At 67.5% G+C, this 25,907-nt stretch carries 20 protein-coding genes and 10 pseudogenes; 14 read left to right on the forward strand and 16 right to left on the reverse strand.

Going from position 1 to position 25,907, the window contains the following annotated elements:
• Positions 1 to 474: 474 nt before the first annotated feature.
• A complete protein-coding gene (gene ccrA / locus NFU81_RS29780) occupies positions 475 to 1,827 on the forward strand; it encodes a crotonyl-CoA carboxylase/reductase (RefSeq protein WP_251496600.1) in 1,353 nt (450 codons plus the stop codon).
• A 60-nt stretch (positions 1,828 to 1,887) separates the two neighbouring features.
• Here the strand turns inward: ccrA and NFU81_RS29785 are convergent, their stop codons facing one another.
• Positions 1,888 to 2,976 (reverse strand): ParB/RepB/Spo0J family partition protein, encoded by a 1,089-nt coding sequence (locus NFU81_RS29785; RefSeq protein ID WP_251496603.1) that lies wholly within the window; start codon positions 2,974 to 2,976, stop codon positions 1,888 to 1,890.
• A gap of 1,016 nt (positions 2,977 to 3,992) precedes the next feature.
• Here NFU81_RS29785 and NFU81_RS29790 point away from each other — a divergent pair.
• Positions 3,993 to 4,196, forward strand: a pseudogene (locus tag NFU81_RS29790) (integrase core domain-containing protein); the annotation flags it as partial.
• Between the two features lie 40 nt (positions 4,197 to 4,236).
• Here NFU81_RS29790 and NFU81_RS29795 read toward each other — a convergent pair.
• A pseudogene (locus tag NFU81_RS29795) lies at positions 4,237 to 4,512 on the reverse strand (IS701 family transposase); the annotation flags it as partial.
• 152 nt (positions 4,513 to 4,664) lie between these two features.
• On the opposite strand from NFU81_RS29795, the pseudogene NFU81_RS29800 reads away from it, so the two are divergent.
• A pseudogene (locus NFU81_RS29800) lies at positions 4,665 to 4,844 on the forward strand (FAD-binding protein); the annotation flags it as partial.
• Between the two features lie 177 nt (positions 4,845 to 5,021).
• Entirely contained in the window at positions 5,022 to 5,606 is a 585-nt protein-coding gene (locus NFU81_RS29805; protein ID WP_251496608.1) for a TetR/AcrR family transcriptional regulator, read from the forward strand.
• Positions 5,607 to 5,894: 288 nt separating this feature from the next.
• Here the strand turns inward: NFU81_RS29805 and NFU81_RS29810 are convergent, their stop codons facing one another.
• The 9 genes and pseudogenes from NFU81_RS29810 to NFU81_RS29850 form a co-directional block, all read right to left on the reverse strand.
• Entirely contained in the window at positions 5,895 to 6,179 is a 285-nt protein-coding gene (locus NFU81_RS29810) for an antibiotic biosynthesis monooxygenase family protein (protein ID WP_251496611.1), read from the reverse strand.
• A gap of 173 nt (positions 6,180 to 6,352) precedes the next feature.
• Entirely contained in the window at positions 6,353 to 7,192 is an 840-nt protein-coding gene (locus NFU81_RS29815; RefSeq protein WP_251496613.1) for an NAD(P)-dependent oxidoreductase, read from the reverse strand.
• Positions 7,193 to 7,340: 148 nt separating this feature from the next.
• Positions 7,341 to 8,321: an aldo/keto reductase gene (locus NFU81_RS29820; RefSeq protein WP_251496615.1), complete on the reverse strand. Its 981-nt coding sequence runs from the start codon at positions 8,319 to 8,321 to the stop codon at positions 7,341 to 7,343.
• Positions 8,322 to 8,514: 193 nt separating this feature from the next.
• Positions 8,515 to 9,279, reverse strand: a complete 765-nt coding sequence (locus NFU81_RS29825; RefSeq protein WP_251496618.1) for an SDR family NAD(P)-dependent oxidoreductase — start codon at positions 9,277 to 9,279, stop codon at positions 8,515 to 8,517.
• Positions 9,280 to 9,504: 225 nt separating this feature from the next.
• The gene (locus NFU81_RS29830; RefSeq protein WP_251496621.1) at positions 9,505 to 9,915 is read right to left on the reverse strand and encodes a VOC family protein; all 411 of its coding nucleotides are present in this window, start codon (positions 9,913 to 9,915) and stop codon (positions 9,505 to 9,507) included.
• 21 nt (positions 9,916 to 9,936) lie between these two features.
• Positions 9,937 to 10,698 carry an SDR family NAD(P)-dependent oxidoreductase gene (locus NFU81_RS29835; RefSeq protein ID WP_251496623.1) on the reverse strand — a complete coding sequence of 254 codons (762 nt, stop codon included), beginning with the start codon at positions 10,696 to 10,698 and terminating at the stop codon, positions 9,937 to 9,939.
• A gap of 328 nt (positions 10,699 to 11,026) precedes the next feature.
• Positions 11,027 to 11,203, reverse strand: a pseudogene (locus NFU81_RS29840) (transposase); the annotation flags it as partial.
• A 101-nt stretch (positions 11,204 to 11,304) separates the two neighbouring features.
• Positions 11,305 to 11,650, reverse strand: a pseudogene (locus tag NFU81_RS29845) (transposase family protein); the annotation flags it as partial.
• 95 nt (positions 11,651 to 11,745) lie between these two features.
• Complete coding sequence (locus tag NFU81_RS29850; protein ID WP_251496830.1) at positions 11,746 to 12,558, reverse strand: AraC family transcriptional regulator; 813 nt, start codon at positions 12,556 to 12,558, stop codon at positions 11,746 to 11,748.
• Between the two features lie 344 nt (positions 12,559 to 12,902).
• Here NFU81_RS29850 and NFU81_RS29855 point away from each other — a divergent pair, with 344 nt between their 5' ends.
• Together NFU81_RS29855 and NFU81_RS29860 are read left to right on the forward strand one after the other, a co-directional pair.
• Positions 12,903 to 13,985 carry an aldo/keto reductase gene (locus NFU81_RS29855; RefSeq protein WP_251496625.1) on the forward strand — a complete coding sequence of 361 codons (1,083 nt, stop codon included), beginning with the start codon at positions 12,903 to 12,905 and terminating at the stop codon, positions 13,983 to 13,985.
• A gap of 60 nt (positions 13,986 to 14,045) precedes the next feature.
• Positions 14,046 to 14,219, forward strand: a pseudogene (locus NFU81_RS29860) (SDR family NAD(P)-dependent oxidoreductase); the annotation flags it as partial.
• 75 nt (positions 14,220 to 14,294) lie between these two features.
• On the opposite strand, the gene NFU81_RS29865 reads toward NFU81_RS29860, so the two are convergent.
• The gene (locus NFU81_RS29865) at positions 14,295 to 15,017 is read right to left on the reverse strand and encodes an ArsR/SmtB family transcription factor (RefSeq protein ID WP_251496627.1); all 723 of its coding nucleotides are present in this window, start codon (positions 15,015 to 15,017) and stop codon (positions 14,295 to 14,297) included.
• 126 nt (positions 15,018 to 15,143) lie between these two features.
• Between NFU81_RS29865 and NFU81_RS29870 the strand changes: the two genes are divergently transcribed.
• Genes NFU81_RS29870 through NFU81_RS29880 form a run of 3 tightly spaced genes read left to right on the forward strand, consistent with a single transcriptional unit; the run spans position 15,144 to position 17,551 of the window.
• Positions 15,144 to 15,644, forward strand: a complete 501-nt coding sequence (locus NFU81_RS29870) for a GNAT family N-acetyltransferase (protein WP_251496629.1) — start codon at positions 15,144 to 15,146, stop codon at positions 15,642 to 15,644.
• Positions 15,645 to 15,651: 7 nt separating this feature from the next.
• Entirely contained in the window at positions 15,652 to 16,938 is a 1,287-nt protein-coding gene (locus tag NFU81_RS29875; protein WP_422665322.1) for an ISAs1 family transposase, read from the forward strand.
• Positions 16,939 to 16,981: 43 nt separating this feature from the next.
• The gene (locus tag NFU81_RS29880) at positions 16,982 to 17,551 is read left to right on the forward strand and encodes an SDR family NAD(P)-dependent oxidoreductase (RefSeq protein WP_274037743.1); all 570 of its coding nucleotides are present in this window, start codon (positions 16,982 to 16,984) and stop codon (positions 17,549 to 17,551) included.
• A 1,055-nt stretch (positions 17,552 to 18,606) separates the two neighbouring features.
• On the opposite strand, the gene NFU81_RS29885 is transcribed toward NFU81_RS29880, so the two are convergent.
• The 3 genes and pseudogenes from NFU81_RS29885 to NFU81_RS29895 form a co-directional block, all read right to left on the reverse strand.
• Complete coding sequence (locus NFU81_RS29885) at positions 18,607 to 19,296, reverse strand: HAD family hydrolase (RefSeq protein ID WP_251496630.1); 690 nt, start codon at positions 19,294 to 19,296, stop codon at positions 18,607 to 18,609.
• Positions 19,297 to 19,797: 501 nt separating this feature from the next.
• Positions 19,798 to 19,932 (reverse strand): annotated as a pseudogene (locus tag NFU81_RS29890) (flavin reductase family protein); the annotation flags it as partial.
• Between the two features lie 363 nt (positions 19,933 to 20,295).
• Positions 20,296 to 20,880 (reverse strand): TetR/AcrR family transcriptional regulator, encoded by a 585-nt coding sequence (locus NFU81_RS29895; RefSeq protein WP_251496632.1) that lies wholly within the window; start codon positions 20,878 to 20,880, stop codon positions 20,296 to 20,298.
• 81 nt (positions 20,881 to 20,961) lie between these two features.
• On the opposite strand from NFU81_RS29895, the gene NFU81_RS29900 reads away from it, so the two are divergent.
• The 5 genes and pseudogenes from NFU81_RS29900 (at position 20,962) to NFU81_RS29920 (ending at position 25,036) form a co-directional block, all read left to right on the forward strand.
• Complete coding sequence (locus NFU81_RS29900; RefSeq protein WP_251496836.1) at positions 20,962 to 21,741, forward strand: SDR family oxidoreductase; 780 nt, start codon at positions 20,962 to 20,964, stop codon at positions 21,739 to 21,741.
• An 85-nt stretch (positions 21,742 to 21,826) separates the two neighbouring features.
• Positions 21,827 to 22,261: pseudogene (locus NFU81_RS29905) on the forward strand (helix-turn-helix domain-containing protein); the annotation flags it as partial.
• Positions 22,262 to 22,350: 89 nt separating this feature from the next.
• Complete coding sequence (locus NFU81_RS29910) at positions 22,351 to 22,920, forward strand: maleylpyruvate isomerase N-terminal domain-containing protein (protein ID WP_251496633.1); 570 nt, start codon at positions 22,351 to 22,353, stop codon at positions 22,918 to 22,920.
• A gap of 245 nt (positions 22,921 to 23,165) precedes the next feature.
• Positions 23,166 to 24,269, forward strand: a pseudogene (istA, locus tag NFU81_RS29915) (IS21 family transposase); the annotation flags it as partial.
• A gap of 174 nt (positions 24,270 to 24,443) precedes the next feature.
• Positions 24,444 to 25,036: pseudogene (locus NFU81_RS29920) on the forward strand (ATP-binding protein).
• Positions 25,037 to 25,129: 93 nt separating this feature from the next.
• Here NFU81_RS29920 and NFU81_RS29925 read toward each other — a convergent pair.
• Positions 25,130 to 25,624 carry a hypothetical protein gene (locus NFU81_RS29925; RefSeq protein ID WP_251496640.1) on the reverse strand — a complete coding sequence of 165 codons (495 nt, stop codon included), beginning with the start codon at positions 25,622 to 25,624 and terminating at the stop codon, positions 25,130 to 25,132.
• Between the last annotated feature and the right edge of the window lie 283 nt (positions 25,625 to 25,907).

The raw sequence follows: 25,907 nt of genomic DNA on the forward strand, positions 1-25,907 counted from the left end.
GGATTACCGCAAATCGTTCTCGAACTTCGCCGCTGGAATCGACTGTCGCAGCCGATGAGATCGCACCGCCGACCATTCACGGGGCGGTGCGGGGAACACCGATCCGGTGTTACCTGAGGTTTACCGATTCCTCTGGTGTTTCCCGTTATTCGCGAGTCAGCTTCCAGGACGCCCTGCGCTCCGTCAAGACACTGCCGCCCGCGGTCGTGCCGGCCGGATCCGGGCGGCGTGTTCAACTGACCGGACCGGACAGTTGAACTTCCTTTGACACAGGCGGCGGGGGGCCGTGACGGCTGGACGCCCCGGTCGCCGGGTGCCAGCATGAGTCACACTCGCGCCCCCACAATTCGGCAGGATGACAGCGAAACGGACATCCCCGAGCGGCTGATTTCAGCTTCTACATCTGGTAAACGACATCACTCGTTACCCGTGTCGCGTTTGTTCGCGGACCGAGCCGGAAAGAGAGCCGGACATATGCAGGAGATTCTTGAGGCGATCCTCGCGGGCGCACCCGGCGACCTGGGGCGGCTTCCGGTGCCGGAGTTCTACCGGGGGGTGACGCTGCACGCCGACGAGGTGGCGATGTTCGACGGGCTGGCCGGCCAGGACAAGGACCCGCGCCGGTCGCTGCACCTGGAAGAGGTCCCGACACCGGAGCCTGCTGCGGGCGAGGTGCTGGTCGCGGTGATGGCCAGCGGCATCAACTACAACACGGTGTGGTCCTCGATCTTCGAGCCGCTGCCCACCTTCGGCTTCCTGTCCCGGTACGGGAAGACCTCACCCCAGGCCGCCCGGCACGACCTGCCCTACCACGTGCTGGGCTCGGACCTGTCCGGGGTGGTGCTGCGCTGCGGCGACGGCGTGGCCGGCTGGCAGCCGGGCGAGGCGGTCGTGGCGCACTGCCTGTCGGTGGAGCTGCACCATCCCGACGGCCACGCGGACACGATGCTCGACCCGGAGCAGCGGATCTGGGGATTCGAGACCAACTTCGGCGGGCTCGCCGAACTCGCGCTGGTGAAGGCCAATCAGCTCATGCCGAAACCGGAACACCTCTCCTGGGAGGAGGCCGCCGCCTCCGGGCTGGTGAACTCCACCGCCTACCGGCAGTTGGTCTCGGACAACGGCGCCCGCATGAAGCAGGGCGACACCGTACTGATCTGGGGCGCCACCGGCGGTCTCGGCTCGTATGCCACCCAGCTGGCGCTGAACGGCGGGGCGACCCCGGTCTGCGTGGTGTCCAGCCCGCAGAAGGCGGAGCTGTGCCGGCGGATGGGCGCGAAGCTGGTCATCGACCGGGCCGCGGATGGCTACCGGTTCTGGAAGGACGAGCACACCCAGGACCAGCGGGAGTGGAAGCGGTTCGGGGCGCGGGTACGGGAGTTGACCGGCGGCGAGGACCCGGACATCGTGTTCGAGCACCCGGGGCGGGAGACCTTCGGCGCCAGCGTGTACGTGGCCCGCCGCGGCGGCACGATCGTCAGCTGCGCATCCACGTCGGGCTACGAGCACACCTTCGACAACCGCTACCTGTGGATGCACCTCAAGCGGATCATCGGAACGCACTTCGCGAACTACCGCGAGGCGTGGGCGGCCAACCGGCTGGTCGCCCAGGGGAAGGTGCACCCCACGTTGTCGGCGGTGGTGCCGCTCGAGCGCACCGCGGACGCGATGGAAGCCGTCCACCAGGGCCGCCACCAGGGCAAGGTCGGCGTGCTGTGCCTGGCACCGCGGGAGGGACTGGGCGTCACCGACCCGGAACTGCGGGCCGACCACGAGCCGGCCATCAACCGCTTCCGTACCGGCAAGCCCGTACTGGCGGCGCGATAGCGCATGGGCCGGCCACCCCCGCCGCAGCGGTACGGCGGCCGGCCCGCCGCAACTACCCTGTCACACGCGTGACTTCATACCCCCGGCGACAGCGAGGTCACCCTGGCCTCGCGCCGGCGACCGCTCTCCGCCCTCTGCCCGCCGCACTTCGAGGTCGCTGGCGAACTGCAGCCAGCGGTCGGCGCACAACCGCGCCGCGTTGGCGACGTCGGCGGCCCGGTGCGCGGGGACACCAGCTGCCAGGCCCTGCCGCTGCTCGTCGGTGAGCAGGTGGGAGGCGAGCAGGTGCAGCAGTTCCCGGCCCGCCTGCGACATGCGCAGGCTCGGGTCCCGGCGCATGCGGGCGAGCACCCTCTCGGACAGCACACCGGCCGGTGCGGGCTCCGGTCGGGCGGGCTCGAGCGGTGCGGGCGGGGCAGGCTCCAGCGCGGCGTCCTGCGTAAGATGCCCGGCGGCCGGCCGGAGTTTGGGCGGCACGGGGTCCTGCCCCAGCCGCATGCGGTTGCGGACGTCCCGGGCCGTGGCGAGGGCGACCCCGGCTCGTCTGGCGATCTCCCGCAGCGGGGCGTCCGGGCTCTCGGCGATCGCCTTGCTGGCCGCGATCCGGCCGGCGGCCCCGTTCACCGGGCGGTTGCGGCCGTCCAGGCCCGTCCGCAGCCCGAGCTGGGGCATGGGCACGGCGGCCCGGTTGCGCAGACTTCCCACCGCGCCCGGCGACAGACCCGTCACCGAGGCGATCCGGCGGTCGGACCAGTGCGGATGGCTCTCAGCGATGCGGATCGCCGCCGCCGTACGGTCCTGGCGGGAAAGCGGCAGACCGTGCTCGGCGTTGAGGCTGACGGCGAGGACGAAGATGTCCTCGTCCGTGCCGTCCACCAGCCTGGCCTCGATGTACTCGTCACCGCGCAGGACCGCAGCCAGCAGCCGGTGCGTGCCGTCCACCACCCGCATCGTGGCGCGGTGGACGACGATGGGCGGCAGCGGCGCCTGCGACTCCGCCAGGGCGCGGGCGTGCTCCGCCGTCTCCCCCGCCAGGCGCGGGGAGTCGGCGGGCAGCAGGGAACTGATGGGAACTACCTGTGTACGGCGGCGTGAGGGACTCTCGGAGAGGGAATCCCAAGAGTCATCGCCGCTCGGTAATAAAGACACGTGGCCCCTTCTTGGCGCTTGTGAGCGCAACTGCCCGGACTGGCCGGACGCATGCACTCAAGAACCGGGCAAAGCCTTCGGTCGGTGGGTCGATAACCTCCTTCTCGCCCTGGCGCACGCGTAGCCGAGGACGTTACGTTCGCGCCGCCCCGGCCGGTGCCCGGTGCGCCGACCGCGGGACAGACCGCGCCACTCGATCAGCGGCTGACGGCCTGTCGGTTCATCGCATGCCTGCGACGTCGATCATCAGCCCGGGCAGCACTGCGCCGGCCCGGGGCCCCCGTGACGGGAAGGTTCATACGGCTTCTTAGCGACAGCTCCGCAGGCGTGTCAACCGTCCGCCGCCCTGCCCGGTCCGGCCGGATCTACGCGCGTCCCGCGGCATTCATTGCGGCGCCTGGTACCCGCCCCGCGCCCGTCTCGGACAACCTCCCCCTGAGCGCGGTTCGGTGAGGTTCACCGGCGCGTCCCTCGGCGTGGCGCACTTCGAACACGGGTCGTCCTGGCGGACCGCCGCGCACGAGCCGCGGCGGCCGGCCCGGTCTACCCCTACGGCATGCGGCGAGGTGGCAGAGACCATGAGCGCCAGGGAGTACGGCCGGGCGGCCATGACGGCCGACCTGATCGCGCCGGCGCCGGGAGTGCGCCTCTTTGCACCCGATGTCCTGGCGATTATCGGTCAATTCTCTCCCGAGTCCTCACACCGACATGGGACCCCGGGCTGTGGCATCACCTCGTTGCCAGGGGGACAAGGCTCGACTAACGTCTGGCTGCCTGTGCCGCTTTCCACCGAACGTCGCAGGCACGAGATTGTCCGTCCCCGCCGCCGACGTCGTGGACTGAGCTTGATCCGCTTTGACGGACATCCGAGATCAGGGGTTCTGCCCGGGCAGGATGTCCATCATGGAGAGCATGGGGAAGAAGAAGCCACGCCCTCGCCGCTCGTTCACGTTGGAGTTCAAGACCGAGAGCGTCGAGCTGTGCCGGCGGGGTGACCGATGTCGGTCGGCCGCACTGGACAGTGCTGGGACAACGCCCTCGCCGAGTCGTTCTTCGCCACGATCAAGCGCGAGTTGCTTCACACCAACACCTGGCCCAGCCGGGCCGCCGCCCGCACCGCGATCTTTGATTTCATCGAAAGCTGGTACAACTTGCACCGTCTGCACAGCAGCCTCGGCTATCGCAGCCCCGCCGAATACAAGACGGCACTCGCAGCCTGACCACCACACCAGAGGTGTCCGTCAAAGCGGAACAAGCTCAGAAGCCGGTGTCGTCGATGATCGGGACGCCGTCGCTCTCGCCGAGCTCGTCGGTGACATATTGCTGGAGATCGTCACGGATGCCGTCCCGCTCCCACTTCGCACCGGCCAGCAGGTGCTGCAGGCCGTCAGGGGTGGAGTGGCCGGCCTGCTCGGCCGGCTGCCGGGCCACGGGAACATGCAGCACGCGTACGTAGTCACGCATGCGGCGGCGAAGCTCTACACGGCCGAAGCGGTGGCCGACGAGCAAGAGGAGATCGTCCGGTTCGAGTCCCAGTGTGCGGCGGCATACTCGGTGATCACCCTGGGAGGCTGCCCCGCCACCGTCACTACCTGCGGCGGTGCCGCACGTTCGAGGGACGGTCTCCGTGCGACCGCTTCTGCACGTTCAGAGTCCCGCTACACTCCCGCCACCCGACGAAAGCCCCGATTTCCGGCGGCCGTGGTGTCAACGGTACAGAGAAGTTCTCACTCATCAAGGCCCTGGCCGACTCCCTCGGCACGGCCGTCGGAGCCTCATGGGCCGCCGTCGACGCAGGCTGGTACCCGCAGGTCGGCCAAACCGGGAAGAGCATGTCGACGCGGTTGCATGTCGCCTTATCGGGCGCCGACGGGATGAGCGGTGGTACCCGATTCTGACCGGGCAGTGTGAAGAAGTTGCAGCACAGAATGCGGCGGAGTTCGGCGGCCAGATCCCAGCCAGCGAGTGGCGCGAAGACAGGAGGCCGTCTACCCTAATATCCGGAACTAGTTCCGCTTGAAGGTCGTGATGCGAAGGGAGTCGGGTTGACCGGCAATGAGGAGGCTACAGCACGCTCCCGCCGACCGCTGCGGGCCGACGCGCAGCGTAACGAGGACCGACTACTGGAGGCGGCGGCAGTCGCTTTCGCCCGCGAAGGCATGGGCGCCTCGGTCAAGGACATCGCCCGCGCCGCTGGTGTCGGCGTGGGCACGCTCTATCGTCGGTTCCCGTCCAAGGAACTGCTCGTCGCGGCGATCTACCGACTCGAGGTGCAGCGCCTGTGCGATGCCGCGCCGCAACTCGCCGCTACACAGCCACCCGTGGATGCGCTGCGGACTTGGATGGAACGCTTCATCGACTTCATGGCTGCCAAGCAGGGGATGGCCGACGCGCTGCGCGTGGTGCTGACCAACGATAGCGAGAGACTTGAGACCCGGGCCATGCTCACCGATGCTATCGACCACCTACTCACGCCGACACAGGGCCCGTCGGCGATGCGGGCGGAAGTCAGTGCCCAGGACGTGCTTATGGCTCTCGGAGGAATCAGCCTCATGGCTGGCAGCGAGCGCCGGCACGATTTGGCCACCCGGCTCATTGACCTGTTCCTGCACGGCATCGTGAAGAACTGACCAACCAGGTAGACGCAGGCCGGCCTGCGGGCTCTTGGAGTGATAGCGATATAAGGTTCATCACGTCGGGTGTGTCCCGTAGAGGACGGATCCAGTTCTTGCAAAGGGCCTTTTTTGGGTGAGGCGGCCTTCTAAGGTGATCTGGAAGGCGTTCAGGGGCGCCTTCCAGCACATGGTCCATCGCTTGCGGCCCTTGTCGGGCAGGTCGAGGCTCACCAGCGCCGTGGCCCGCCGACCCGGTGCGGGAGGTGCACTGGAACGGCATCCGTCGCCCTCGGGGATCCAGGGTCAGACATCGCGATAGTGCTCGCCCTGCGACGGAGCGGCAAGATACGGGGCGAGTGTCCATCGCCAGGTCTGGAATTGCTCTGACTGACGAAACTTTTCGTGGGTCGACACGTCCTCCCATTCGACGAGCAGCATGAATCGGCTGGTCGACTCGACTCCGCGGACCAGGCGTATCTCGTGCACTCCGGGATGCGTGAGTACGGACCGGCGCACCTCTGCGTATGCCGCCGTGAATTCATCCTCGGCCCCGGCACGGATTTCCATGGCCGCGATCTCCAACACCATGACGTGATCACTCCTAGCGATGACGATGCGAATACACGATGCGGGCTTCCGCCCATGGTCGGTGCTTTGAGCGACGGGGGGTGGGGACGGAGGCCAGGAGACCTGAATCGCAGGCTGTCAAAGGGCAGCGCTGGCTCACATCTGGTCTGGACTCTTCCGCCCCGAGCCCCTCACTACTGGGTGGGCTGGTTTTTGTGGTAGTCGGCAAGGAATTGTGTGGCGATGGCAGTGACCGGAAGGCTGATCTCCCAGCTGTGGGCCTCCTGCAGGGCGAGAAGGAGGTCCTTGTAGCCGAGCCCTGCCAGGTCGGACTGACGGCCCATCTCAAGGAGCGCTTCACGGTTGGTGCTCATGAAGCTGGCGCCAGTGCCCGCGTTGACGACCTCAAGCACGGCCTCATAGCTCAGGCCCGCTGCGCGTGCCAGTGCAAGCCCCTCGGCGATCGCGACGCTGTTCACGCCGGCGAGCATGTTGTTGATGAGTTTGGCGCGCTGGGCGGCCCCCGGCTCACCTACTCGTATCGTTCCCGATCCAAGGGTCTGCAGCACCGGAGCGCATCGTGTGACAGCAGCTTCGGTGCCACCGACGATGAACGAGAGAGTTCCTTCCACCGCGCCCTTGATGGAGCCGGTCACGGGTGCGTCGAGTAGCGCGATACCCCAGTCGGCCAGCCGCTGGGCCGCGGTAGCGACGGCCGCGGGAGAGATGGTGCTGTGGATGAGGACCACCGCTCCGGATTCGAGATAGTCGGCGATGCCTCCGTCCGGTTCGCCGAAGAGTACGGCGTTCACCTGTTCCTCGGTGCGCACGATGATCTCCACGATGTTCACCGTGCGTGCGAGTTCTGCGAGTGACGGCGCGACGGCGGCGCCGGAGGCCCTCAGTGGCTCGGTGGCCTCGGTCCGGACGTCGAATACCGTGACAGGAAAGCTGGCTCTCAGCAGGTTCTCGACCATCGGTCGACCCATCGCGCCGAGTCCGATGAAGCCGATGCGCAGCTCGTGCTCGGTCATCTTGTCACCTTTTCCTGAAGCGAAGATTGTTGTGTAGTGCTTGGTGTCCGGTATTCGCGGGGCCCCGTTTGGCCGGGCCCCGTGCCCGGACCGACGAGGGAGTCGGAGGGCCGGTCGCGCGGGTGAACTGGTGCCGCAGCGGCAGCGGTCAGGAGATCCCCATGGCCGGGTGGGGAACGTAGGGTGCCTCGAGTTCGGCCACTTCTTCGTCGGTCAGGCTGACGTCCAGGGCCGCAAGGGCGTCCTCAAGGTGGCCGGGCTTACCCGCCCCGACGATCGGAGCCGAGATCACCGGGTTGCGTAGCAGCCATGCCAGCGCGACCTGCGCCCGGGCGATGCCTCGTGCAGCAGCGATCGAGGCGACCTTCTCCACCACAGCCTTGTCGGCGGCCTCGGTCGCGTCGTAAAGGCTGTTGCCAATGGGGTCGGCCGAGGAGCGATCAGTGACAGTGTCCCAGTCCCGGGTGAGACGGCCGCGGGCCAGAGGGCTCCAGGGGATCACCCCAATCCCCTGGTCGGCGCACAGGGGCAGCATTTCGCGCTCTTCTTCCCGGTTCAGCAGGTTGTAGTGGTCCTGCATGGACACGAAGCTGACCCACCCGTTCGCCTTCTGCAGGTGGAGGGCCTTGCTGAACTGCCAGGCGTACATGGAGGAGGCGCCGATGTAGCGGACCTTCCCCGACTTCACCACATCGTGCAGGGCCTCGAGGGTTTCCTCCATCGGCACCGCGGGGTCCAGGCGGTGGATCTGATAGAGGTCGATGTAGTCGGTGCCGAGGCGGTTGAGGCTGGCGTCGATCTCGGTGAAGATCGCCTTACGCGACAGTCCGCCACCGTTCGGCCCCGGGCGCATGGAGCCTCGGACCTTGGTGGCGATGACGACCTCGTCACGGGAAGCGAAGTCCCTGATGGCGCGGCCGAGTATCTCCTCGCTGGAGCCGGCCGAGTAGACGTTCGCGGTGTCGAAGAAGTTGATGCCTGCGTCGATCGCTTGCTTGAGGATCGACCGGCTCTCCTCGTCGGGCATGCTCCACGACGGGTAGCCATGCTCCGGTTCTCCGAAGGTCATACAGCCCAGGCAGATGGAGGAGATGTCGAGACCGGTGTGGCCGAGCTTCACATATTTCATTGATGTCACTCTCTGCGTATCACAGGCGGTGGAATGCCACCGCGTACATCTCTGATGTCTCGTCAGGTACGCGTGGTGGGGCCGGTCGGTATGGCACGGATACCCGTGCCAGCGTAGGAGTCGCCGGCGCCGGCACGGGGCCGTACAAGGAGCGACGGGAAAAGGGCCCGTCCAGAGGCGTAGAGCCGACCTGTTACCAGGTCTGCTCGCTGGCGCGGACCAGGATCTCGTTGACGGCGACCCGGCGGTCCCGGGTGACGATGTAGGACACCGCGTCGGCGATGTCCTGCGGCTGCAGCAGTTCCATACCCTGCACCTGACGCTCCACCGCCTCACGCACACCGTCACGAAGATGCGAGCTGAGCTCGGTTTCCACCGTGCCGGGCTCCACAAGACTGACCCGCACTCGCTTCTGCATGACCTCCTGACGCAGGGCCTCGGTGAAGCCGTTGACGCCGAACTTGGTCAGGTTGTAAACCGCGGTGCCCGGCCGGGCCACCCTGCCCGCGGTAGAACTGATGTTGACCAGGTCGGCCACCTTGCGCGGGGAGTCCTCCGCGGCGCGCAGCAGGTGCGGCACCGCGGCATGGGTCACATACAGCAGGCCCCGCACGTTGATTTCGACCATCCGCTCCCACTCCTCGAGCGGGGAGTCGACCACTGGTCCGACGCCCATGGTCCCGGCGTTGTTGACCACTGTGTCCAGGCGGCCCAGTTCGGACACGACGCTCTCCACCGCGGCTGCGGCCTGACGCTGGTCGGTGATGTCGGCCGCGACGACGATCGCCGTCCCGCCTTCGGCTCGCACCTTGTCCGCAAGCTTTTCCAGCCGCTCGCGGCGCCGTCCGAGGACAGCTACCGCTGCCCCCTCAGCAGCAAGGGCACGCGCCGTCGCCTCACCGATACCGCTGCTCGCGCCGGTCACCAGCGCCACTGTGTCCTGCAGTCGTCCAGCCATGTGTCGTTTCTCCAATCTCGTGCCCGCAGCCTCTGTAGGCGGCGGGATACAGCGGGCGCACGATCGACAGACCTCGCGGGAGTCCCCGCCACCAGCGGGGCGCGGGACATGACTTGCCGCCAGTACTGTCGGATCTCGCCCGTTACCCGGTGGCCGGATGCTGGAGTTGTCCCAGGTCCTTCGCGGCCGGCGTGCGAGCGAGCGTTTGTGGGGTGAGCTGCCGTTTCAATGGGTGTGCTGCAGCAGTTCGATAAGGTTGCCTTCGGGATCAGCCACATAGGCGAAGCGAATGCCCGGCCGCCGGGCTGGCGCCGGCTGCGAAACAGTGCGGGCGCCGTGGGCGACCGCAGCGGCAAGCGCCGCGTCTAGGTCAGGCACAGTCAGTGCCCAGTGGAAGTAGCCCTGGATGCCCGCTCCCTCGAGGGGATTGGCGAAGTGCTGCGCTGCCGAGTCGACGCGCTGGGTGAACTCGACCGCGGCACCGCTGGGTCCGCTGAGTAGCGCTATCCGGACACCGGCGTCAGGGATCTCGGTCCGGTGCGTCTCGCAGAATCCGAATGCCTCGGCGTAGAAGCGGCACTGTCGTTCGAGGTCAGCGACCGACAGCCCGATGTGATCGAAGGAAGCCACGGACATAGCTGATGCTCCATTCTCTGATCAGCGAGCCGTGTACCCGCCGTCGACAGGGACGGTCGCGCCGGTGACGAAGCTGGACTTGTCGGAGCACAGCCACAGGACGGCGTCCGCAATCTCCTCGGGCTCGGCAATCCTGCCGATCGGGTGCGCGGCCACTCGGGCCGCCATCACTTCCGGCGAGCGCCCCTCGGCGATCAACGGTGTGTTGACCAGGCCGACAACGAGAGCATTGACCCGGATCCCTTCCGGGCCGTAATCCAGGGCGGCTGTCCGAGTCAGCCCGACGACCCCGTGCTTGGCCGCGGTGTACCCGGCGAAACCCGGCACACCGACGACACTCGCCCCGGAGCCGACATTGACGATGGAGCCGAAGCCCTGGGCCTGCATCTGGCGCAGCTGGTACTTCATCGACAGAAACGTCCCCCGTAGGTCTGTGGCGATCATGCGGTCGAAGGCCTCGACGGAGTAGTCGGCGACTTTGCGAAGATCATCCCCACCGCTGATGCCGGCGCTGTTGACGCCGAAGTCCAACCGCCGCGAGCTACCGATTGCCACATCGACCGCGTGCGCGACCGACTGCTCATCGCTGACGTCGCACTGCACGAGGCGGGCAGCACCTCCAGCCTCGGTGATCATCCCAACGGTCTCTTCCAGACTGGACACCGTGCGCCCGGCGACCGTCACCGCGCAGCCGGCCGCGGCCAGGGCAAGTGCCGAGGCCCGGCCGATACCCGTTCCACCGCCGGTGACCAGCGCCGTGGTGCCTTCGAAAAACTCGTCCATGATCCCTCGCCTGTCTTTCCTGATCATCCCGTTCAAGCGGCACGGCGGCGTGTAGACCCGGCCAAAGGGGAACACCGAGTGTTTGGTCGTCAGCGATGTCGACCAGCCACACCGGAGATCTTCAAGCGGGTCTGCTGGGGCTCGCGCCGCCGCTTGCTTGGTTCCGAAGGCCGTGAGGGGTCGTGCGTGGCTCGCGTTCGCCTACGTTCGAGCCGGTCGCACTGCAGCCGGGAGCCGCAGTACCCTCATATCCGGAATCGGTTCCGCTTGAACGATAACCGGAACTAGTTCCGGTTGCAAACGCAGCATGAGAGGGAACAGAACATGGCGCCGAGACGAGCGTGACGTGGTGGTGCCGGCCTGGCCGGGTACGGCCTTCGAAGTGGGCCAGGCCCAGGGCCTGTTTCATCTCGCGGTGGTCGTTCTCGATGCGCCAGCGGACCTTCGCGGTGCGCACGAGGACAGGCAACGGGGTGGTCTCGGGCAGGTTGGAGAGCCAGAACTGCACGGGCTCGTCCTGGTCGGCGGGCTATTCGGCCAGCAGCCAGCGGACCACGAAGCGCGAGTACATGCGCTTGTGCCCGCTGCGGCCGCTGCCGGGCCGTGAGCCCTCCCCTGCTTGCTCAGACGGGTCGTGCGCCGCTGGTAACGCTCCAGCACTCCAGGTATCTGCTCACGAAAGGTCTGCCGGCACCCGCGCGTGGGAACACACCAGACGCCGCACCCGCACACGGACCGCCACGCGCCGTTCGTCGACCGGCACGTCAGCCACCGTTCGTAGATGAAATCCGTGCACCCGGCCCGAAGGCACCCCGCACACCGGACAGACCGCGACGCCCCGCGGGGTCCGCGCCCGTGTCACGATCCGCTCACCCTCGTCGGCCGCATCCTCCACGACCAACGGGGAAAGGCCCGAAAACACCACCTGCACAAGCTCGTTGACATCCCACACGCCAGCGTCAACGACCCTCACGACTCTCCGTCACCACCGAATATGAGACAGGGCCACTCGTGTGACAGTCCCCTGTGAGCGGCGTGACTGGCTTCCTACTCCTGCACTATCGCAGCGGTTTGGAGGCGTTGTGCGTCCTGGACTGGCGGGGCTCCGAACATACGCCGGTACTCCCGGCTGAACTGCGATGGACTGTTGTACCCCACGGTGGCTCCAATCGCGGCGACGTCATGTGGCGCTGCGATGAGGTGCATGCGGGCCTTTTGCAGTCGCAGTTGCTTCTGGTACTGCAACGGACTCATGGCGGTGACCGCGCGGAAGTGTCGGTTGAGTGAGGACACGCTCGTGCTGACTTCGTCGGCGAGGTCGTCGATCCGGATCACTTCGTCGTAGTGGGTCTTGATCCATGTGATGGCGCGGGCCACGAGGGACACACGGCTGTCGGCCAGGCCGATCTGTCTGACCAGGCCTCCTTGGGGTCCGTTCAGCAGGCGCCAGTGAATCTCGCGTTGCACGCCAGGCGCGAGAATCGGGATGTCACGTGGCTCGTCCAGCAGGCGCAGCAGCCGGACGACAGCATCCAGCAGTTTGTCGTCGGCGTTGCTGGTCGCGATGCCGACCCCGTCGTGAGGGCGAATCGCAGTGGGGCCGGCTTCCACCAGCAGTTGGGCGATGGTGGTGGATCGTAGCGGGAGTCCGAACGCGAGAAACGGCTCGTCGAACGTGGCGCGTGTGATCTGGGAGGTCAGCGGGAGGTCGACGGTCACAACGAGGTACTGGCTCGCGTGGTAGTCGAGGATGCGGTCGTTGAGGATGGAACGTTTCGCTCCCTGCACGACCAGAGCGAACGTGGGTTCGGCGACCATGCCCAGCGGTTCGGTCACGTGCTGGGCCGAGAACACCGTCATTCCCTCGATCGCCGACGGCCGCGGGCTGCCTGCGGCAAGTCGTGCGATCCGGTGACGCAGTTCATCAAGGTGATCCACCACGCCAGTAGACCATGACCGTCTGCGCTCGGGCAACACGATTCGAGCAGATTTGAGCGGATCATGCAAAGACTTGCGCGCCTTGTTCTAGGCGGATCGCGTTGCGTCGGCTCCAATGGAGGAACACGGAGAAACGGGCATCCAACCCGCCGCCTCATCGCACCGGCCACCGGATCGCGGACGCGGTCGGATGACGGATGCGCCGAGGCCGAGGAGCCTGCCGTTTCCCGTGATGACCTACATCCCCATCAGCTTGGAGTTTCACAATGACCCTCGATTCCTTCGCCACGCTGGGCCGCTCGGGAGTGCGCATAAGCCCGTTCACGCTGGGCACGATGACGTTCGGTGAGGATCACGGTTGGGGTTGCAGCCCGGAAGAGGCCAAGAACATCATTGCCGCCTATCTGGACAGGGGCGGTAACTCGATCGACACGGCCAACATCTACACCAACGGCCACGCCGAGAAGATCGTCGGCGACTACTTTGCCGATCGGCCCGGTCTTCGTGACCGAGTCGTTCTGGGCACGAAGTTTTTCGGCAACCTGTACGAAAACGACCCCAACGGCGGCGGAGCCGGCCGTAAGGCAATCGTGCAGCAGCTCGAGAACTCGCTGCGGCGCCTGCAGACCGACTACGTCGACATCTACTGGCTGCACAACTTCGACCCCTCCACGCCCGTGGAGGAGACCCTTCGCGCCCTGGACGACTTGGTCAGCGACGGCAAGGTCCGCTACGTCGGCTTCTCCGACGTGCCCGCGTGGGCGACGGCCGAAGCAGCCACCATCGCGCGCTTCCGGGGCTGGGCTCCCATCACGGCATTGCAGCTGGAGTACTCCCTGCTCGAGCGGACCTCGGAGGGGGAGCTGATCCCCATGGCCCAGGCCCTGGGCATGGGTGTCATGGCCTGGGGGCCGCTGAAGAGCGGGTTCCTGTCCGGTAAGTACTCCAGCGCCAGCACCGGCCCCGTGGACACTGCTCGCGCACAGTTGGTCGGCACCCCCAGCGAGACCGAATACGTCATCATCGACGCCCTCAACGCCGTCGCCGGCGAGGTGGGCGCGAGCCCCGCCCAAGCAGCTCTGGCCTGGATCCAGGCGCGCTCCGGAATCACCTCCACTCTGATCGGCGCGCGTCGCCTGGACCAGTTCGAGGCCAATCTGCGTGCCCTAGATGTCGCCCTCACCGAAACTCAGAGCGCCACCCTCGACGAGGTGTCTGCCCCCGCGCTGAACTTCCCGGCCGACAACAACAGGATGCTGGCCCGCATGCTGCAGTTCGCGGGAGCCACAGTGGACGGAGCCTCGTCGATCGTGTCGCCGCTGCTGCAGGTCAACGATGCCCGCTACTGACGCCTGCTACTGACCCCGCTCCAGAGTTCCACAGACGCAATGTGACAAAGAAGGACAGACATGACCAAGCAGTTTACTGGCAGGTCGGTGCTCATCACCGGCGGTGGGAGCGGCATCGGGCGGGCTTCAGCCCTGGCGCTGGCCGCCGAGGGGGCGCTGGTGACGGTCGCGGGACGTACGACGGAGACCCTGCAGGAGACCGTCCGCCAGATTGAGGCCCACGGTGGCTCGGCTCGCTACGTGGTGCAGGGCCCCGGGGAGAGTCCTGTTCGCCCCGCTTGATCACGTGTAGTCCGGCCCGGTTCAGGATCAGAGTTCAGTCGGCGGCAGGCCGAGGAGGTCGTGCCATGCCTCGCGTCCTGCGGGTGTCACGAGGAGAGCGCGGGTGGTGCCGATGCGCGTCATCCATCCAGAGGTGAGTGCGTGGGTGCACAGCGCGGCGCCCACGGCGCCAGCCAGATGGGGACGGCGCTCGGTCCAGTCGAGGCATGCGCGTACCGGTGGTCGGCGTGAGCCGGTGGGCACCGTGATGCCGGTCTCGGACAGCCAGAGGGCGCCGTTGCCGGTCAGGGCCGGCTCGGGTCCCCACTCCAGCAGTCCGCGCTCGACCATCGCGTCGGTGATGGCCAGTGCGACGGTTCCGGCGAGGTGGTCGTAGCACAGCCGGGCGCGGGCCAGTGCCTGCTGTCGGCCGGAGGCCGACAGGGAAAGTGGCCGGGCGTTGCGCTGTGGAGCCAGCGCAGCGAGGCTCTCGATGAGTTCGACCACTCTGCGGTCGGCTACCCGTACGTAGCGGTGGCGTCCGTGTCGCTCCTCGACGAGGAGTCCGCCGTTCACGAGCAGGTTCAGGTGTGACGTCGCGGTGGACGCTGCGATGCCGGCGTAACGCGCGAGCTCGTTCGCCGTCCACGCCCGGCCGTCGAGCAGCGCCAGGCAGAAGGCAGCCCGGGTGCCGTCGGCCAGCAGCTTGGCCACCCCTGCCAGGTTCACCCCCACGTCCTGACCTGCGCGCTGAATGTCCACGGTGTCCATTGTCTCCGACGTCCCTTCGACGTCCGTCGAAGCGTCCCCGTCCTAGCGTCAGCACGTGCGCCGGGCTCGCCCTCACCGCACCCGCGCGCAGGGCCGAACCGCCTCCGCCCACACATTGGAGCAATCATGACTTCGTCCGACACTGCCGTCACCGGCTCCCACCAGTCCGAACCCCGCACGGGCTTCGTGCTCACCGACGCCCCCACCCCACAGGACGTCGCAGCGATCTCCGACGCGCTGGACCGCTTCAACATCGAGCACACAGGAATCGAGGACCGCAGATCTCTGGGCGTCCTGGTCCGTGATCCCGCAACGCGCCAGGTGGTCGGCGGGCTGACCGGGCGGACCTCGCTCGGGCTGTTCTTCCTCGACCTCTTTTACCTGCCGCCCCGGCTGCGTGGCGGCGGGCTGGGAACACGGATCCTCCGGCAGGCCGAGGACGAGGCCCGCGCCCGTGGCTGCCGCACAGCCGTGCTCTACACGATCACCTTCCAGGCCCCCGGCTTTTACCAGAAGCACGGGTGGAAGCGTCTGGGCGAGGTGCCCTGTGATCCGCTGGGTACCAGCCGCGTCTTCATGACCAAAGAACTCACCGCACCGAGCGGCGCATCAGTTCGGGCCCGGTAAGGTCGCCGTGCTCGTTGCGCCGTCATCCTTCCCGTCCGCTCCGCTCCTGCCGCAGGCCGCGTCCGGGGTCTCACGGGCTGAGGCGTTGGTGCCGTCCGGGCTGCTCGACGCGCTGGCCCGGGTGCCCGATCCGCGTAATCCGCGCGGGGTGCGGTTCCGGCTGGCAACGTTGCTCGCGGTCGGGGTGTGTGCGCTCACCAGCGCCGGACACAACTCCCTGACCGCCATCGCCGAGTGGGTACGCCACTGCGACCAGGATGTCCTGGCCCGCCTGGGCTGCCCCTTCGATCCCTTCACCGGACGGTTCAAGGCGCCGGGCGAGCGCACGCTGCGCGACGTGTTCGCCCGCCTCGACCCCGGGCTACTCACCGCCGCCGGTTTCACCAGGCTCACCGCACCCCAGCCCTGCCCGGTCAGCCCGACCGGCCCGGACGGGACCGTCGAGCGCGAGCAGCGCCGCGCCCACCACACCGCCCGACGCGAGACGGATCGGCCGCGACCGCGTCGGGCGGCCTTCGCCGTGGACGGCAAATGCCTGCGCGGAGCGGTCCGCGCGGACGGCAGCCGCGTCTTCGTCTTGACCGCCGTGCGCCACCACGATGCGCTGACTGCCGCTCTGCGCGAGATCGGCGCGAAGTCGAACGAGATACCCGAGTTCGCTCCGCTGCTGGACACCCTCGATGATCAGGAGCTGGCCGGCTCCGTCGTCACCGTCGACGCACTGCACGCCCAGACGAGCCACGCCCGTTACCTCGTCGAGGACCGACAGGCTCACTACTTGCTGTCGGTGAAGAACAACCAGCCCACCCTGGCTCGCCAGTTGACGAATCTGCCCTGGAAGCAGGCACCGGTCCTCAACCGCTCCCGCGACCGCGGACACGGCCGTGACGAGGTCCGCGAGGTGAAGGTGGTGAGCGTGGACGGCCTGCAGTTTCCTCATGCCCGCCAGGTTGTTCGCATCCACCGAAAACGCCGCCGAACCGGCACATCGAAGTGGCAGACCGAGACGGTCTACGCCGTCACCGATCTCGCGGCCCACCAGGCGTCTCCTGCTGAGATCGCCGCCTGGGTACGCGGCCACTCGATCATTGAGAACACCGTCCACTGGACCAAAGACGTGACCTTCGCCGAAGACGACAGCCAGATCCGCCGCCACCACACCCCCGCGGTCATGAGTGCCCTGCGCGATCTCGCCCGCGCCACCCTCCACCGCGCCGGATGGGCCAACATCGCCAGCGGCCGACGAGCCCACACCCATCCCGCAGCCACCCTCACCCTCCACGGAATTCCATGATCAAACCGGGCGATCGCGACTCTCCCCGGGGCCCTGCTACGTGGTGGCGGACATCACCGAGGAGTCCCAAGTGGAAATGGCCGTCCGGGCCGCGGCCGACGGCATAGGCCGCCTGGACCTCGCCGTGAACAACGCGGGCTACGACGGCGAGTACCAGCTCACCACGGAATACTCGACCGAGATGCTCGACCACATGATCGCCCTCAACCTGCGCGGCGTCTTCCTGTCGATGAAGTACGAGCTGCAGCACATGGTCGCCCAAGGGGCCGGCGTGATCGTGAACATGTCCTCAGGCGCAGGGCTGGTGGGCGTCCCGGGGTTCTCCGGCTATACGGCCACCAAGGCCGCGGAGATCGCGATGACCAAGAGTTCTGCGCTCGAGGCCGCACCGCACGGCATCCGCATCAACGCCGTATGCCCCGGCCTCGTGGACACTCCGATGATCGCAACCCTGGACGACCAGGCCCGGAAGTCACTCGCCGACGCTCACCCCCTCGGCAGGATCGCCCGTGCCGACGAGATCGCCGACGCTGTCGTCTGGCTCTGCTCCGACAAGTCGAGCTTTGTTACCGGCATCGCACTGCCCGTCGACGGCGGCTACTCCGTTCCCTAACGGTGGGCCCGGAATCTCCGGCCGTCCTGTGGCCATCCGCCGTGGTGGATGGCCACAGGCTCCGTTGCCGGAATCGGTGATGCCCCGGGCGGGCGGGGCCGAAGTCGCCCGGCGGTATGAGGACCTGCGGGCCGCGGTCCTCGGCGTGCCCGATGGGGATCGCGGCATGGCTGGGCGGTGCTGGCCTGTTCCGGCATGGCCGCCTGGATCAAGGCAGTCGTCAAAATCCCCGTTCCAGTACCAGCCGTTCGGCGCGAACCGTCGGCGCCGGTCGCGGTGGCGGGCGAGTTGCTGGAGGTGCTGGCGCGCATGGCATGGACGGCGGACGGGGGCTGCCGCAGCGGATAACCGCAGCGACGCGGCGAGGAGGGCGCGGTGAGTATCGAGCAGAGTGGGAAGGTCACGGCGGAGCATCTGCGGCGGGATGCGTATCCGTATGTGTGCCAGTCCTCGCTCAGGCAGGTCGTCAACAACAGCGAGTCGGCCCAGCGGCAGTACGCCCTTCGCGGCCGGACCGACTCCCAGATCATCGTGATCGACTCCGATCAGGGCCGCACGGGGGCATCGACGGCGGGCCGGGGTGGTTTCCAGCACCTGGTCGCCGAGGTCTCCATGGGAGATGCCGGGATCGTCCTCGGGCTCGAGTGTCCCGCCTGGCCAGGAACAACACCGACTGGCACCGGCTGCTGGAGATCTGTGCGCGGCCCGGGACCTGATCCCGGACAGCGACGGATTCTACGACCTGCGGACTTTCAACGGCCGCCTCGTCGTCCCCGCGCGAGGGGGGTTTGTAGGCACTCTTTGGGCACCAGCGCACCAGCGTTTCGGGGCTCACTGACGTACCAAGTTGATCTGGCTCCACCGGTATGACAACACAGTTCAGGCCCGGGTCAAGAGGGCCTGTGCATCGCATCTTGCGGCGTAATCAGATAGGCGATGACGTCGTTCCGGACCGGTAAGCGGGTACGTTTGCGCGGTATCGAGACCGAGGACTGGTCGGCCGTTCGGTCGCCGGGCACTCAACATCGCGCCGAAAGTCGCCCCGGTCGGGCACGTCAGAGAAGCTGGAGCACCTCGGCCAGCGCACCGGGACGCTGGTCAACGGGCAAGGGATCGACTAGGTGGACCCGGCACCCCAGCGTGGCAGCGCCGACGTCCGCAACACGCTCGTCTCCCACCATGAGTGCATCGCCGGGCGCCACTCCGAGCTTGTCGCACGCCATCTGGAAGATCCGGGGATCGGGCTTCTTCACTCCGCACTCGAAGGAGAGGAAGTAGGCGTCCACGAGATCATCGACACCGTGGTCGCGGAAGACACCGCGCATGTCCCAGCCGATGTTGCTGACGACAGCGACCGGGATGCCTCGCCCGCGCAGGGCGCGGAGGGTTTCCTCGGTGTCGGGATAAGGCAGCCATGCCCCGGATACTTGGGAACGTTCATACAGGGCCTCGGCCAGGTCAGCCGCAGGCAGCTGCGCTTCCCGGGTAAGGGCTGTGAAGGCAGCCCGGTGTCGTTCGGCGGTCAGATCGCGCTCCCGCCACAGTGCCTCAAGATGGGGCGGCACCGTGCGCGGAGGAACCCCTCCAGGCTGAGCTCCGAACTCTTCCAGCCGGCTGACGCACGCGTCGAGTTCACCCTCGGGCACGTCCAGACCGGCCTTCGTTGCCACCGCGCGCAGCCACTGCGCGGCCGATTCGATCCGGAAGAGGGTCCCGGAGAAGTCGAACATCACACCCTTGATCATGCAGCCGATCCTGGCGGCGTCGACGAGCCGGCCGCAAGCCCAAGACGATCAAGATCTGCAACCCGAGCAATCCACCAACGTCCTCAGGCCCTCGATGTCCGAAGTGGGGCCGAATCACCTTGCTACAGGGGCGTGAATCACACCGCCACACGCCCCTGCGACCCGCCAGCGGGGCCAAAACAACTTCCTGCACTGGAGCCAAAACAAGTGCTTACAGACAAGGGGTTCTCCGCAGTCAGGGCAGCGGTTGCGGGCGGGCTGGCCGTCGTCCCCGCGCGAGCGGGGGTCCTCCGGGCTGCGCTGTGTCCGTCGGGAGCTGCCGGAAGGTCGTCCCCGCGTGAGCGGGGTTCTACCCAGGTGGCTTGTCTCCGGCCCCTGCGGGTGCGGTCGTCCCCGTGCGATCGACTCCGCAGGAGCTGCGCCTCCGGTAGAGCAGCGGGACCGTTGCGACGACCCGCCGCGACGACTGACGTTCCCCGCTTACCGACACCGCTTTCCGCCGAACCTCGCAGGCGCGAGATTGTCCGTGCCCGCCGCCGACGTCGTGGACACCCAGGCGATCGGCCGCGGCACGACCGTCGCGGTGAGCAGCCGGTAGAAGGTGGTGCGGTCCAGCTGGGCAGGATCGAAGTCGATTCACATGCCAGCCAGTATCCATGCGGGGCCGTCGGATCCCGACGGCGCATCGCGACGCCACCACACCCCGCGTTCCGCGGCACCCGCCACCGGAAGCCACGAGCACCCGGAGCTGGGCGCACGGACACGGGGTGGGGGTAGGGGCGTCCGCTGCCGGGGTCGGGGGCGGGGGCGCCGGTGTGGTGGTCGGACTCGGGGCGGTCCCGGTGGGCTGCACCATCGTGCGCACGCATCAGCACGCGGCATCGGCCTGTAGAAAAGGGCCCCGGCCGGCGAGCCCCACGACCATGCCACCGGCCGCTCCCGCACAGGACTGAGCACCAGGGTCTGCCGCACCGCAGACGGCAACCGCCGGCTCCAGGGTCAGGAAACCGGCAGTGCGATGCTGTCGATCGCGGCGTCGGCGATTCGGTTCCTGGTCTTCGCGTCGACCCCTGCCTTGGCAAGCGCTTCGAGCCCGCGATGCGTGGTGAGGATCAGTCCGCCGAGCGCCTCAGCGTCGGCGGCCGGATCCAGGTGCCCGGCACGCTGCGCCTGCTCGACAAGCTGGCGGCAGCTGTCGAGCAGTATTTCGTACGCCGCGAGTGACCTGGTCGCGACGGCGTGGTTCTCCGACGCCAGTTCGGCCGTGGCCTTGGCCAGCAGACAGCCAGGCTGACCGGTGTGGCCGTCCGGCGACGTGAGCCATGCGCGGAGACGGTCGAGGGCCTGGTCCTCCGGGCCTTCAAGCCGGGCGGCGGCGCCCTCGTCGGAGCTTGCGCAGTACTCCTCGAATATTCGCAGGAACAGGGCCTCCTTGTCGCCGAACGCGCCGTAGAGGCTTCCCTTGCTGAGTCCTGTCGCGCGGGAGAGATCGTCGACCGAGGTGCCGTGGTAGCCGGTTTCATTGAACTGCTGGCGCGCAGTGGCCAGGACGTCTTGCTCGCTGAATTTCCGTGGTCGCCCCATGCCTCCATGATACGCCGTTCTGAACCATCGGTCCAAAAGCTATTTTGGACCGATGGTTCAGAACCTGTTATAGTGGACCGTATGTTCAGAACTAGCGTTTCACCCGACCCCACCGAGTTCGCAGGAAAGCGCGCGATCGTCACGGGAGGCAGCCGCGGAATCGGCGCAGCCATCGTGCAACGACTGCTCGACGGCGGCGCCACCGTCGTCACCACGGCGCGTAACGCCTCCGACGAGACGCCGAAGGCCGCCACCTTCATCCGGGGCGACATCGGCACGCTCGCGGGCGTGCAGGCATTCACTGCGGCAGCGCTCGACGAACTCGGCGGCGTCGACATCGTGGTCAACAACGCGGCGGCGGCACGCGCCCACATCGGAGGCGTCGCGTCCATCCCCGATGAGGAATGGATCGACGCACTCGACCTCAACTACCTCTCCGCCGTGAGGGTCAACAACGCGCTGCTGCCGGCGCTGCGCGAGGCCGGGTCGGGCGGCGCGATCGTCAACATCTCATCGGGAGCGGCCCTCACGCCGCCGCCACCACTGGCTCACTACGGTGCCGCCAAGGCCGCCCTCAACGCCTACGGCAAGGCGCTCGCTTCCGAGCTCGCGCCCGCCGGAATCCGCGTCACCACGATCATCCCCGGCAACGTGCTCACCCCGGGCGCCGACGCGATCCGCCAGAACTTCGCCGACGCGATGGACGTCCCCCTTGAAGCCACCACAGCGAGCATCCCTATGGGTCGCCCCGGGGACCCGCGCGACATCGCCGAGGCCGTCGCCTTCCTCACATCGGACCGGGCTCAGTGGATCACCGGAGTAACCCTGACAGTCGACGGCGGTGAACTCCCCGTCATCTAGGTGCTCTGACCACATGGGTTCGCCGGGTCGGCAATCGCAGCGGTTGGATGTTGCGTGACGTCCGATCCGACGGCTGGGGGGTGTGGTGGCTGAACCTGTCCGCGTGCGCAAGTTGACCGATCAGGAGGGGCAGAAGCTGCAGCAGATCGTGCGCCGCGGCAGCACCAGTTCGGTGCGCTACCGGCGCGCGATGATGCTGCTGGCCTCATCCGGCGGGAACCGCGTCCCGGTGATCGCGAAGCTGGTCCAGGCGGACGAGGACACCGTCCGCGACGCCATCCACCGGTTCAACGAGATCGGTCCGGCCTGCCTGGACCCTCGGCGGGCGGGAGGCCGTCCCCGCCTGCTCAGCTCTGACGACGAGGACTTCGTCATCCAGACGGCCACCACCCGCCCGACCGAACCCGGCCAGCCTTTCACCCGCTGGTCGATCCGCAAACTCGCCGCCTACCTGCGGAAAGTGCACGGCCGCGCGATCCCAGACCCGGGCACTGCACGCCTATCTGCGCTGGCGCAACGAAGGCATCCGCTGGGGCGGCAGACCCATCACCGCCGCGGCCTGAACAAACAGCACAGCCGCACCACAACGTGCCTTGCGAGGAGAACCGCATGGACCACCAAGACGTGCAGGCCGCCATGGCGGAGATGCTGGAGATACTGGGGCCTCGCACGGGCGAGGACTGGACGGTGCCGGCCGGCCCGCTGGAGTGGAGCTGCCGGCAGACGGCCGCGCACATCGGCCACGACCTGCTGGCCTACGCGGGCCAGCTCGCCGCGCGCCCGGCCGACGCCTACCTCCCCTTCGATCTGCACGTGCGCTCCACCGCCTCGCCTGCCGAGGTGCTGCAGGTGGCCGCCGCCTGCGGCGGACTGCTCGGCAGCGCGCTGGCCACCGCTGACCCGTCCCTACGGGCCTGGCACTGGGGCCCGTGCGACCCGACGGGGTTCGCGGCGATGGGCGTCGGCGAGATCCTGCTGCACACCAACGACATCACCCGCGGATTGGGCGTGGACTGGCTGCCGCCGGCACCACTCTGCGCAGCCGTGCTCGACCGGCTGTTCCCCGACGCCCCGCCCGGCGAGCCCGCCCGCGTGCTGCTGTGGTGCACCGGACGCGGGGACCTCGGCGGTCTGCCCCGCCGGACGTCGTGGACATGGAAGGCGGCACGGCCCGGCTGAACGCACTTAGCACGGTGAACCTGTGCGGTCAGAGCTCTAGCTCCCGGTTCGGTCAGTGTCGGCGTACACGTGAACGTCCCCCGTCTCGTACGGATGAATAGGGACAGATGCTGATGCGGTGAGACCTGCTGCTCGGCACTCTGCTGCTGGGTCGATTCCGGTGGCGGAGGGGGCTGGCAGTGGTCTTGGATCCGCAGCGTTGGCTGGAGCTTCGGCGCTTTCGTGGCTTGCTGGAGTCCGGTGCGATGAGCCTGTCGGAGATCGCCAGGGAGACCGGGCTGGACCGGAAGACGGTCCGCAAGTACCTGTCGGCGCCGGGGCCGGCGACCCCTCCGCGACGGTCGCCGAGCGGGCGGTCGCGCGCAAGGGTGATCGACGAGTTTGGGCCGCTGATCGACTCAATGCTCCGGGCCGAGGTCCTGATGAAGGCCGCGGTCATTCACGAGCGGCTGGCCCAGGAGTACGGCTTCACCGGCAACTATCAGCGGGTCAAGCTCTACGTTCAGACGGCCCGGCCCAGGATCGCCGAGGAACTCGGGATCACCCCCAAAGAACTGGCGGGGATGCACCGCCGGTTCGAGGTGATCCCAGGTGCCCAGGCCCAAGTGGACTGGGGGGACGAGGGCAAGATCCTCGCCCACATGGGCATCGCGAAGGTCTACTCCTTCCACATGACGCTGTCGTACTCGCGCGACCCGTTCTGCTGCTTCGCCACCAGCCAGGACCTGCAGACCTTCTTCGACTGCCACCGCCGGGCGTTCGCGCACTTCGGCGGGACCCCAATGACGATCGTCTACGACCGGACCAAGACCGTCGTCCGCCGGCACGTCGCTCCTGGCGAGACGGTCCCGCTGCATCCGGAAGCGGTCGGATTCGCCGGCCACTACGACTTCGATATCGACGTCCTGGCCGCCTACCGGCCGCAGGGCAAGGGCCGGGTCGAGCGGCAGGTCCTGATCGTCCACGACCACGTCCTGCCCGGCCGGTCGTTCTCCTCCGTCGAGGAGATGGACGCCGCATTCACCGCGTGGGTGCCGCAGAGGCGGGCCCAGATCCACAAAACCCACCGGGAGGTCATCGCAGAACGGGCGGCGAGGGATCACGCCGCCCTCAAGCCGCTTCCCGCGACTCCGTATCTGGTGGCCGAACGGCAGCTGCGGCACGTCGGCAAGGACTGCCTGGTCGCCTTCGACGGAAACCTCTACTCCGTGCCAGCCCGCCGAGTCCGTGCTCGCCAGGTGGTCGAGATCCGGGCGACGAAATCCCAGGTCACGATGCATGCCACCCTCGCCGACGCCCACGGCAGCACGTTACTGGCCTCCCATCCCCGGGCCATTGGACGCGGTGCCCGTGTCATCGACGAGTCGCACTGGGACGGCCTGCCCACCGGCGGACGCCGAACCACCACCGGCGACGTCCCGGTCCAGCCTCGTCCGGAGCGGCCGCAGGGCGAGGAGGTCGGCCCCTTGCAGGCCCTGCTGAACAGAGCCGCGGCCACCCGGATCGAGGTCGGCCGACGGCCTCTGTCGGTCTATGACGAGCTGACCGGCAACCGCATCCGCACCACGGCCGGCAAGCTCGGCCTGCCCCACCTCGCGGAAACCATCAACGAGTTCACCCGCCGGGCGGACGAGGCATGATGGGTTACCTCGACCTCCTCGACCTGGTCCTCTCCGAGGAACTGGCCGTCCGCGACGACCGCCGCTTCCGCCAGGGCCTGCGACTTTCCCGGCTGCCGCACCAGACGCTCGATAAGCATGACTTCCCCTTCCAGCCCGACCTCGAGCCGCGCAAGGTCAAAGACCTGGCCACCCTCTCGTTCCCTACCTGCGGCCGGGCGTCCTCGTGGTCGACGACGTGGGCTACGAGATCCTCGAACGCGGAGAAGCGAACCTGGACCTCCAAGTCCATCTCAAAGCGGTACGAAAAGGGCTCGATCATCCCGACCTCAAACAAGACCTTCGGCGAATGGGGACAGATGTTCGGCGATGAAGTCCTCGCCGCAGCCATCCTCGACCGCCTCCTGCACCACTGCGACGTGATCTCCATCAACGGCCCCAGCTACCGGCTCAAGAACCGACTCAAGGCCATCGAGCGAGACACCGACGTGGCCTGATCCGGGCCGGATATCCGACGAGGAACATGTTCCTTGCCGATTCGGAAGGTATGCCACACCTCGCGATCGGTGACACTTGGTGATCGCACGGATTCAATCGAGCGCTCGCAGGACGAGGACCGTCTGCCGCGCAAGGGCCTGCTGGCACATTGGGTCCCGCTTCTCGTCTTCAGCTGTGACTCGCCCAGTCAACTGGGATACCAGGATTGCCTCGTAGCAGCTGGACAGGCACTCCAACGCTTCGTCGGCCGGCAGGAAGCCGCCATGCGCTTCGAAGAGTCGAACCAGCGCCATCAGGAAGGGGCCGACCGCTGGCCTGGTGGGGACATCCGGCAGAAGGTCGTATTGGGTCAGGAAGTCTCGTGCGAAAGCCGTGTCGTCCCACCAGCTCGCTGGAGCTTGTGTGCGCAGGGTCAGTACGGACTTGACCAGCTCGCGGTGCGGTTCTGGGAAGAAGTCGTCGAACGGCGGCTCGAAAAGCGGCATCGTCGATGCCACCACGTCCAGAACGAGGTCGGCCCGCGTGCTGTTGTCCAACGCCTCCAGCTTCTCTCCGTACGGCGCGACGTTTTGGTCCCACAGCTCCAACCCAGTCCTCCAACGCTCTGCTACCCCTGAACCGTAGACGGGGACGTTCATCCGTACACAACTGGGGAGCCCAGGTTGTACGCCGACAGTCAGCCTCTTGTACGGCCCACGACGACCCCGGCGGCGCGGTCGAGCAGCTGACCGACCAGGGTCGGGCCCGTGAGTACTCCGCATCCAGCAGTCTTTTCAGGGGGTAGCACGGTGGTGGTTTTTCTTGTCCGCGTGATCCACGGTGGATTTATGGACCGCACGGTCAAAAATTGGTCGCGCGAGCGTCGGCAGC

This window comes from Actinacidiphila cocklensis (genome assembly GCF_907177275.1).
In the GTDB taxonomy this organism is placed as follows: Bacteria; Actinomycetota; Actinomycetes; order Streptomycetales; family Streptomycetaceae; genus Actinacidiphila; species Actinacidiphila cocklensis.

Excerpts from the sequence above, each read along its gene's own strand:
- NFU81_RS29865 (WP_251496627.1), bottom strand. The coding sequence starts at position 15,017 with ATGGACACCGTGGACATTCAGCGCGCAGGTCAGGACGTGGGGGTGAAC.
- NFU81_RS29910 (WP_251496633.1), top strand. The coding sequence starts at position 22,351 with ATGGACCACCAAGACGTGCAGGCCGCCATGGCGGAGATGCTGGAGATA.
- ccrA (WP_251496600.1), top strand. The coding sequence starts at position 475 with ATGCAGGAGATTCTTGAGGCGATCCTCGCGGGCGCACCCGGCGACCTG.
- NFU81_RS29830 (WP_251496621.1), bottom strand. The coding sequence starts at position 9,915 with ATGTCCGTGGCTTCCTTCGATCACATCGGGCTGTCGGTCGCTGACCTC.
- NFU81_RS29815 (WP_251496613.1), bottom strand. The coding sequence starts at position 7,192 with ATGACCGAGCACGAGCTGCGCATCGGCTTCATCGGACTCGGCGCGATG.
- NFU81_RS29820 (WP_251496615.1), bottom strand. The coding sequence starts at position 8,321 with ATGAAATATGTGAAGCTCGGCCACACCGGTCTCGACATCTCCTCCATC.
- NFU81_RS29850 (WP_251496830.1), bottom strand. The coding sequence starts at position 12,558 with ATGACGGTGTTCTCGGCCCAGCACGTGACCGAACCGCTGGGCATGGTC.
- NFU81_RS29900 (WP_251496836.1), top strand. The coding sequence starts at position 20,962 with ATGTTCAGAACTAGCGTTTCACCCGACCCCACCGAGTTCGCAGGAAAG.
- NFU81_RS29870 (WP_251496629.1), top strand. The coding sequence starts at position 15,144 with ATGACTTCGTCCGACACTGCCGTCACCGGCTCCCACCAGTCCGAACCC.
- NFU81_RS29825 (WP_251496618.1), bottom strand. The coding sequence starts at position 9,279 with ATGGCTGGACGACTGCAGGACACAGTGGCGCTGGTGACCGGCGCGAGC.
- NFU81_RS29810 (WP_251496611.1), bottom strand. The coding sequence starts at position 6,179 with ATGGTGTTGGAGATCGCGGCCATGGAAATCCGTGCCGGGGCCGAGGAT.
- NFU81_RS29885 (WP_251496630.1), bottom strand. The coding sequence starts at position 19,296 with ATGATCAAGGGTGTGATGTTCGACTTCTCCGGGACCCTCTTCCGGATC.
- NFU81_RS29855 (WP_251496625.1), top strand. The coding sequence starts at position 12,903 with ATGACCCTCGATTCCTTCGCCACGCTGGGCCGCTCGGGAGTGCGCATA.
- NFU81_RS29895 (WP_251496632.1), bottom strand. The coding sequence starts at position 20,880 with ATGGGGCGACCACGGAAATTCAGCGAGCAAGACGTCCTGGCCACTGCG.
- NFU81_RS29835 (WP_251496623.1), bottom strand. The coding sequence starts at position 10,698 with ATGGACGAGTTTTTCGAAGGCACCACGGCGCTGGTCACCGGCGGTGGA.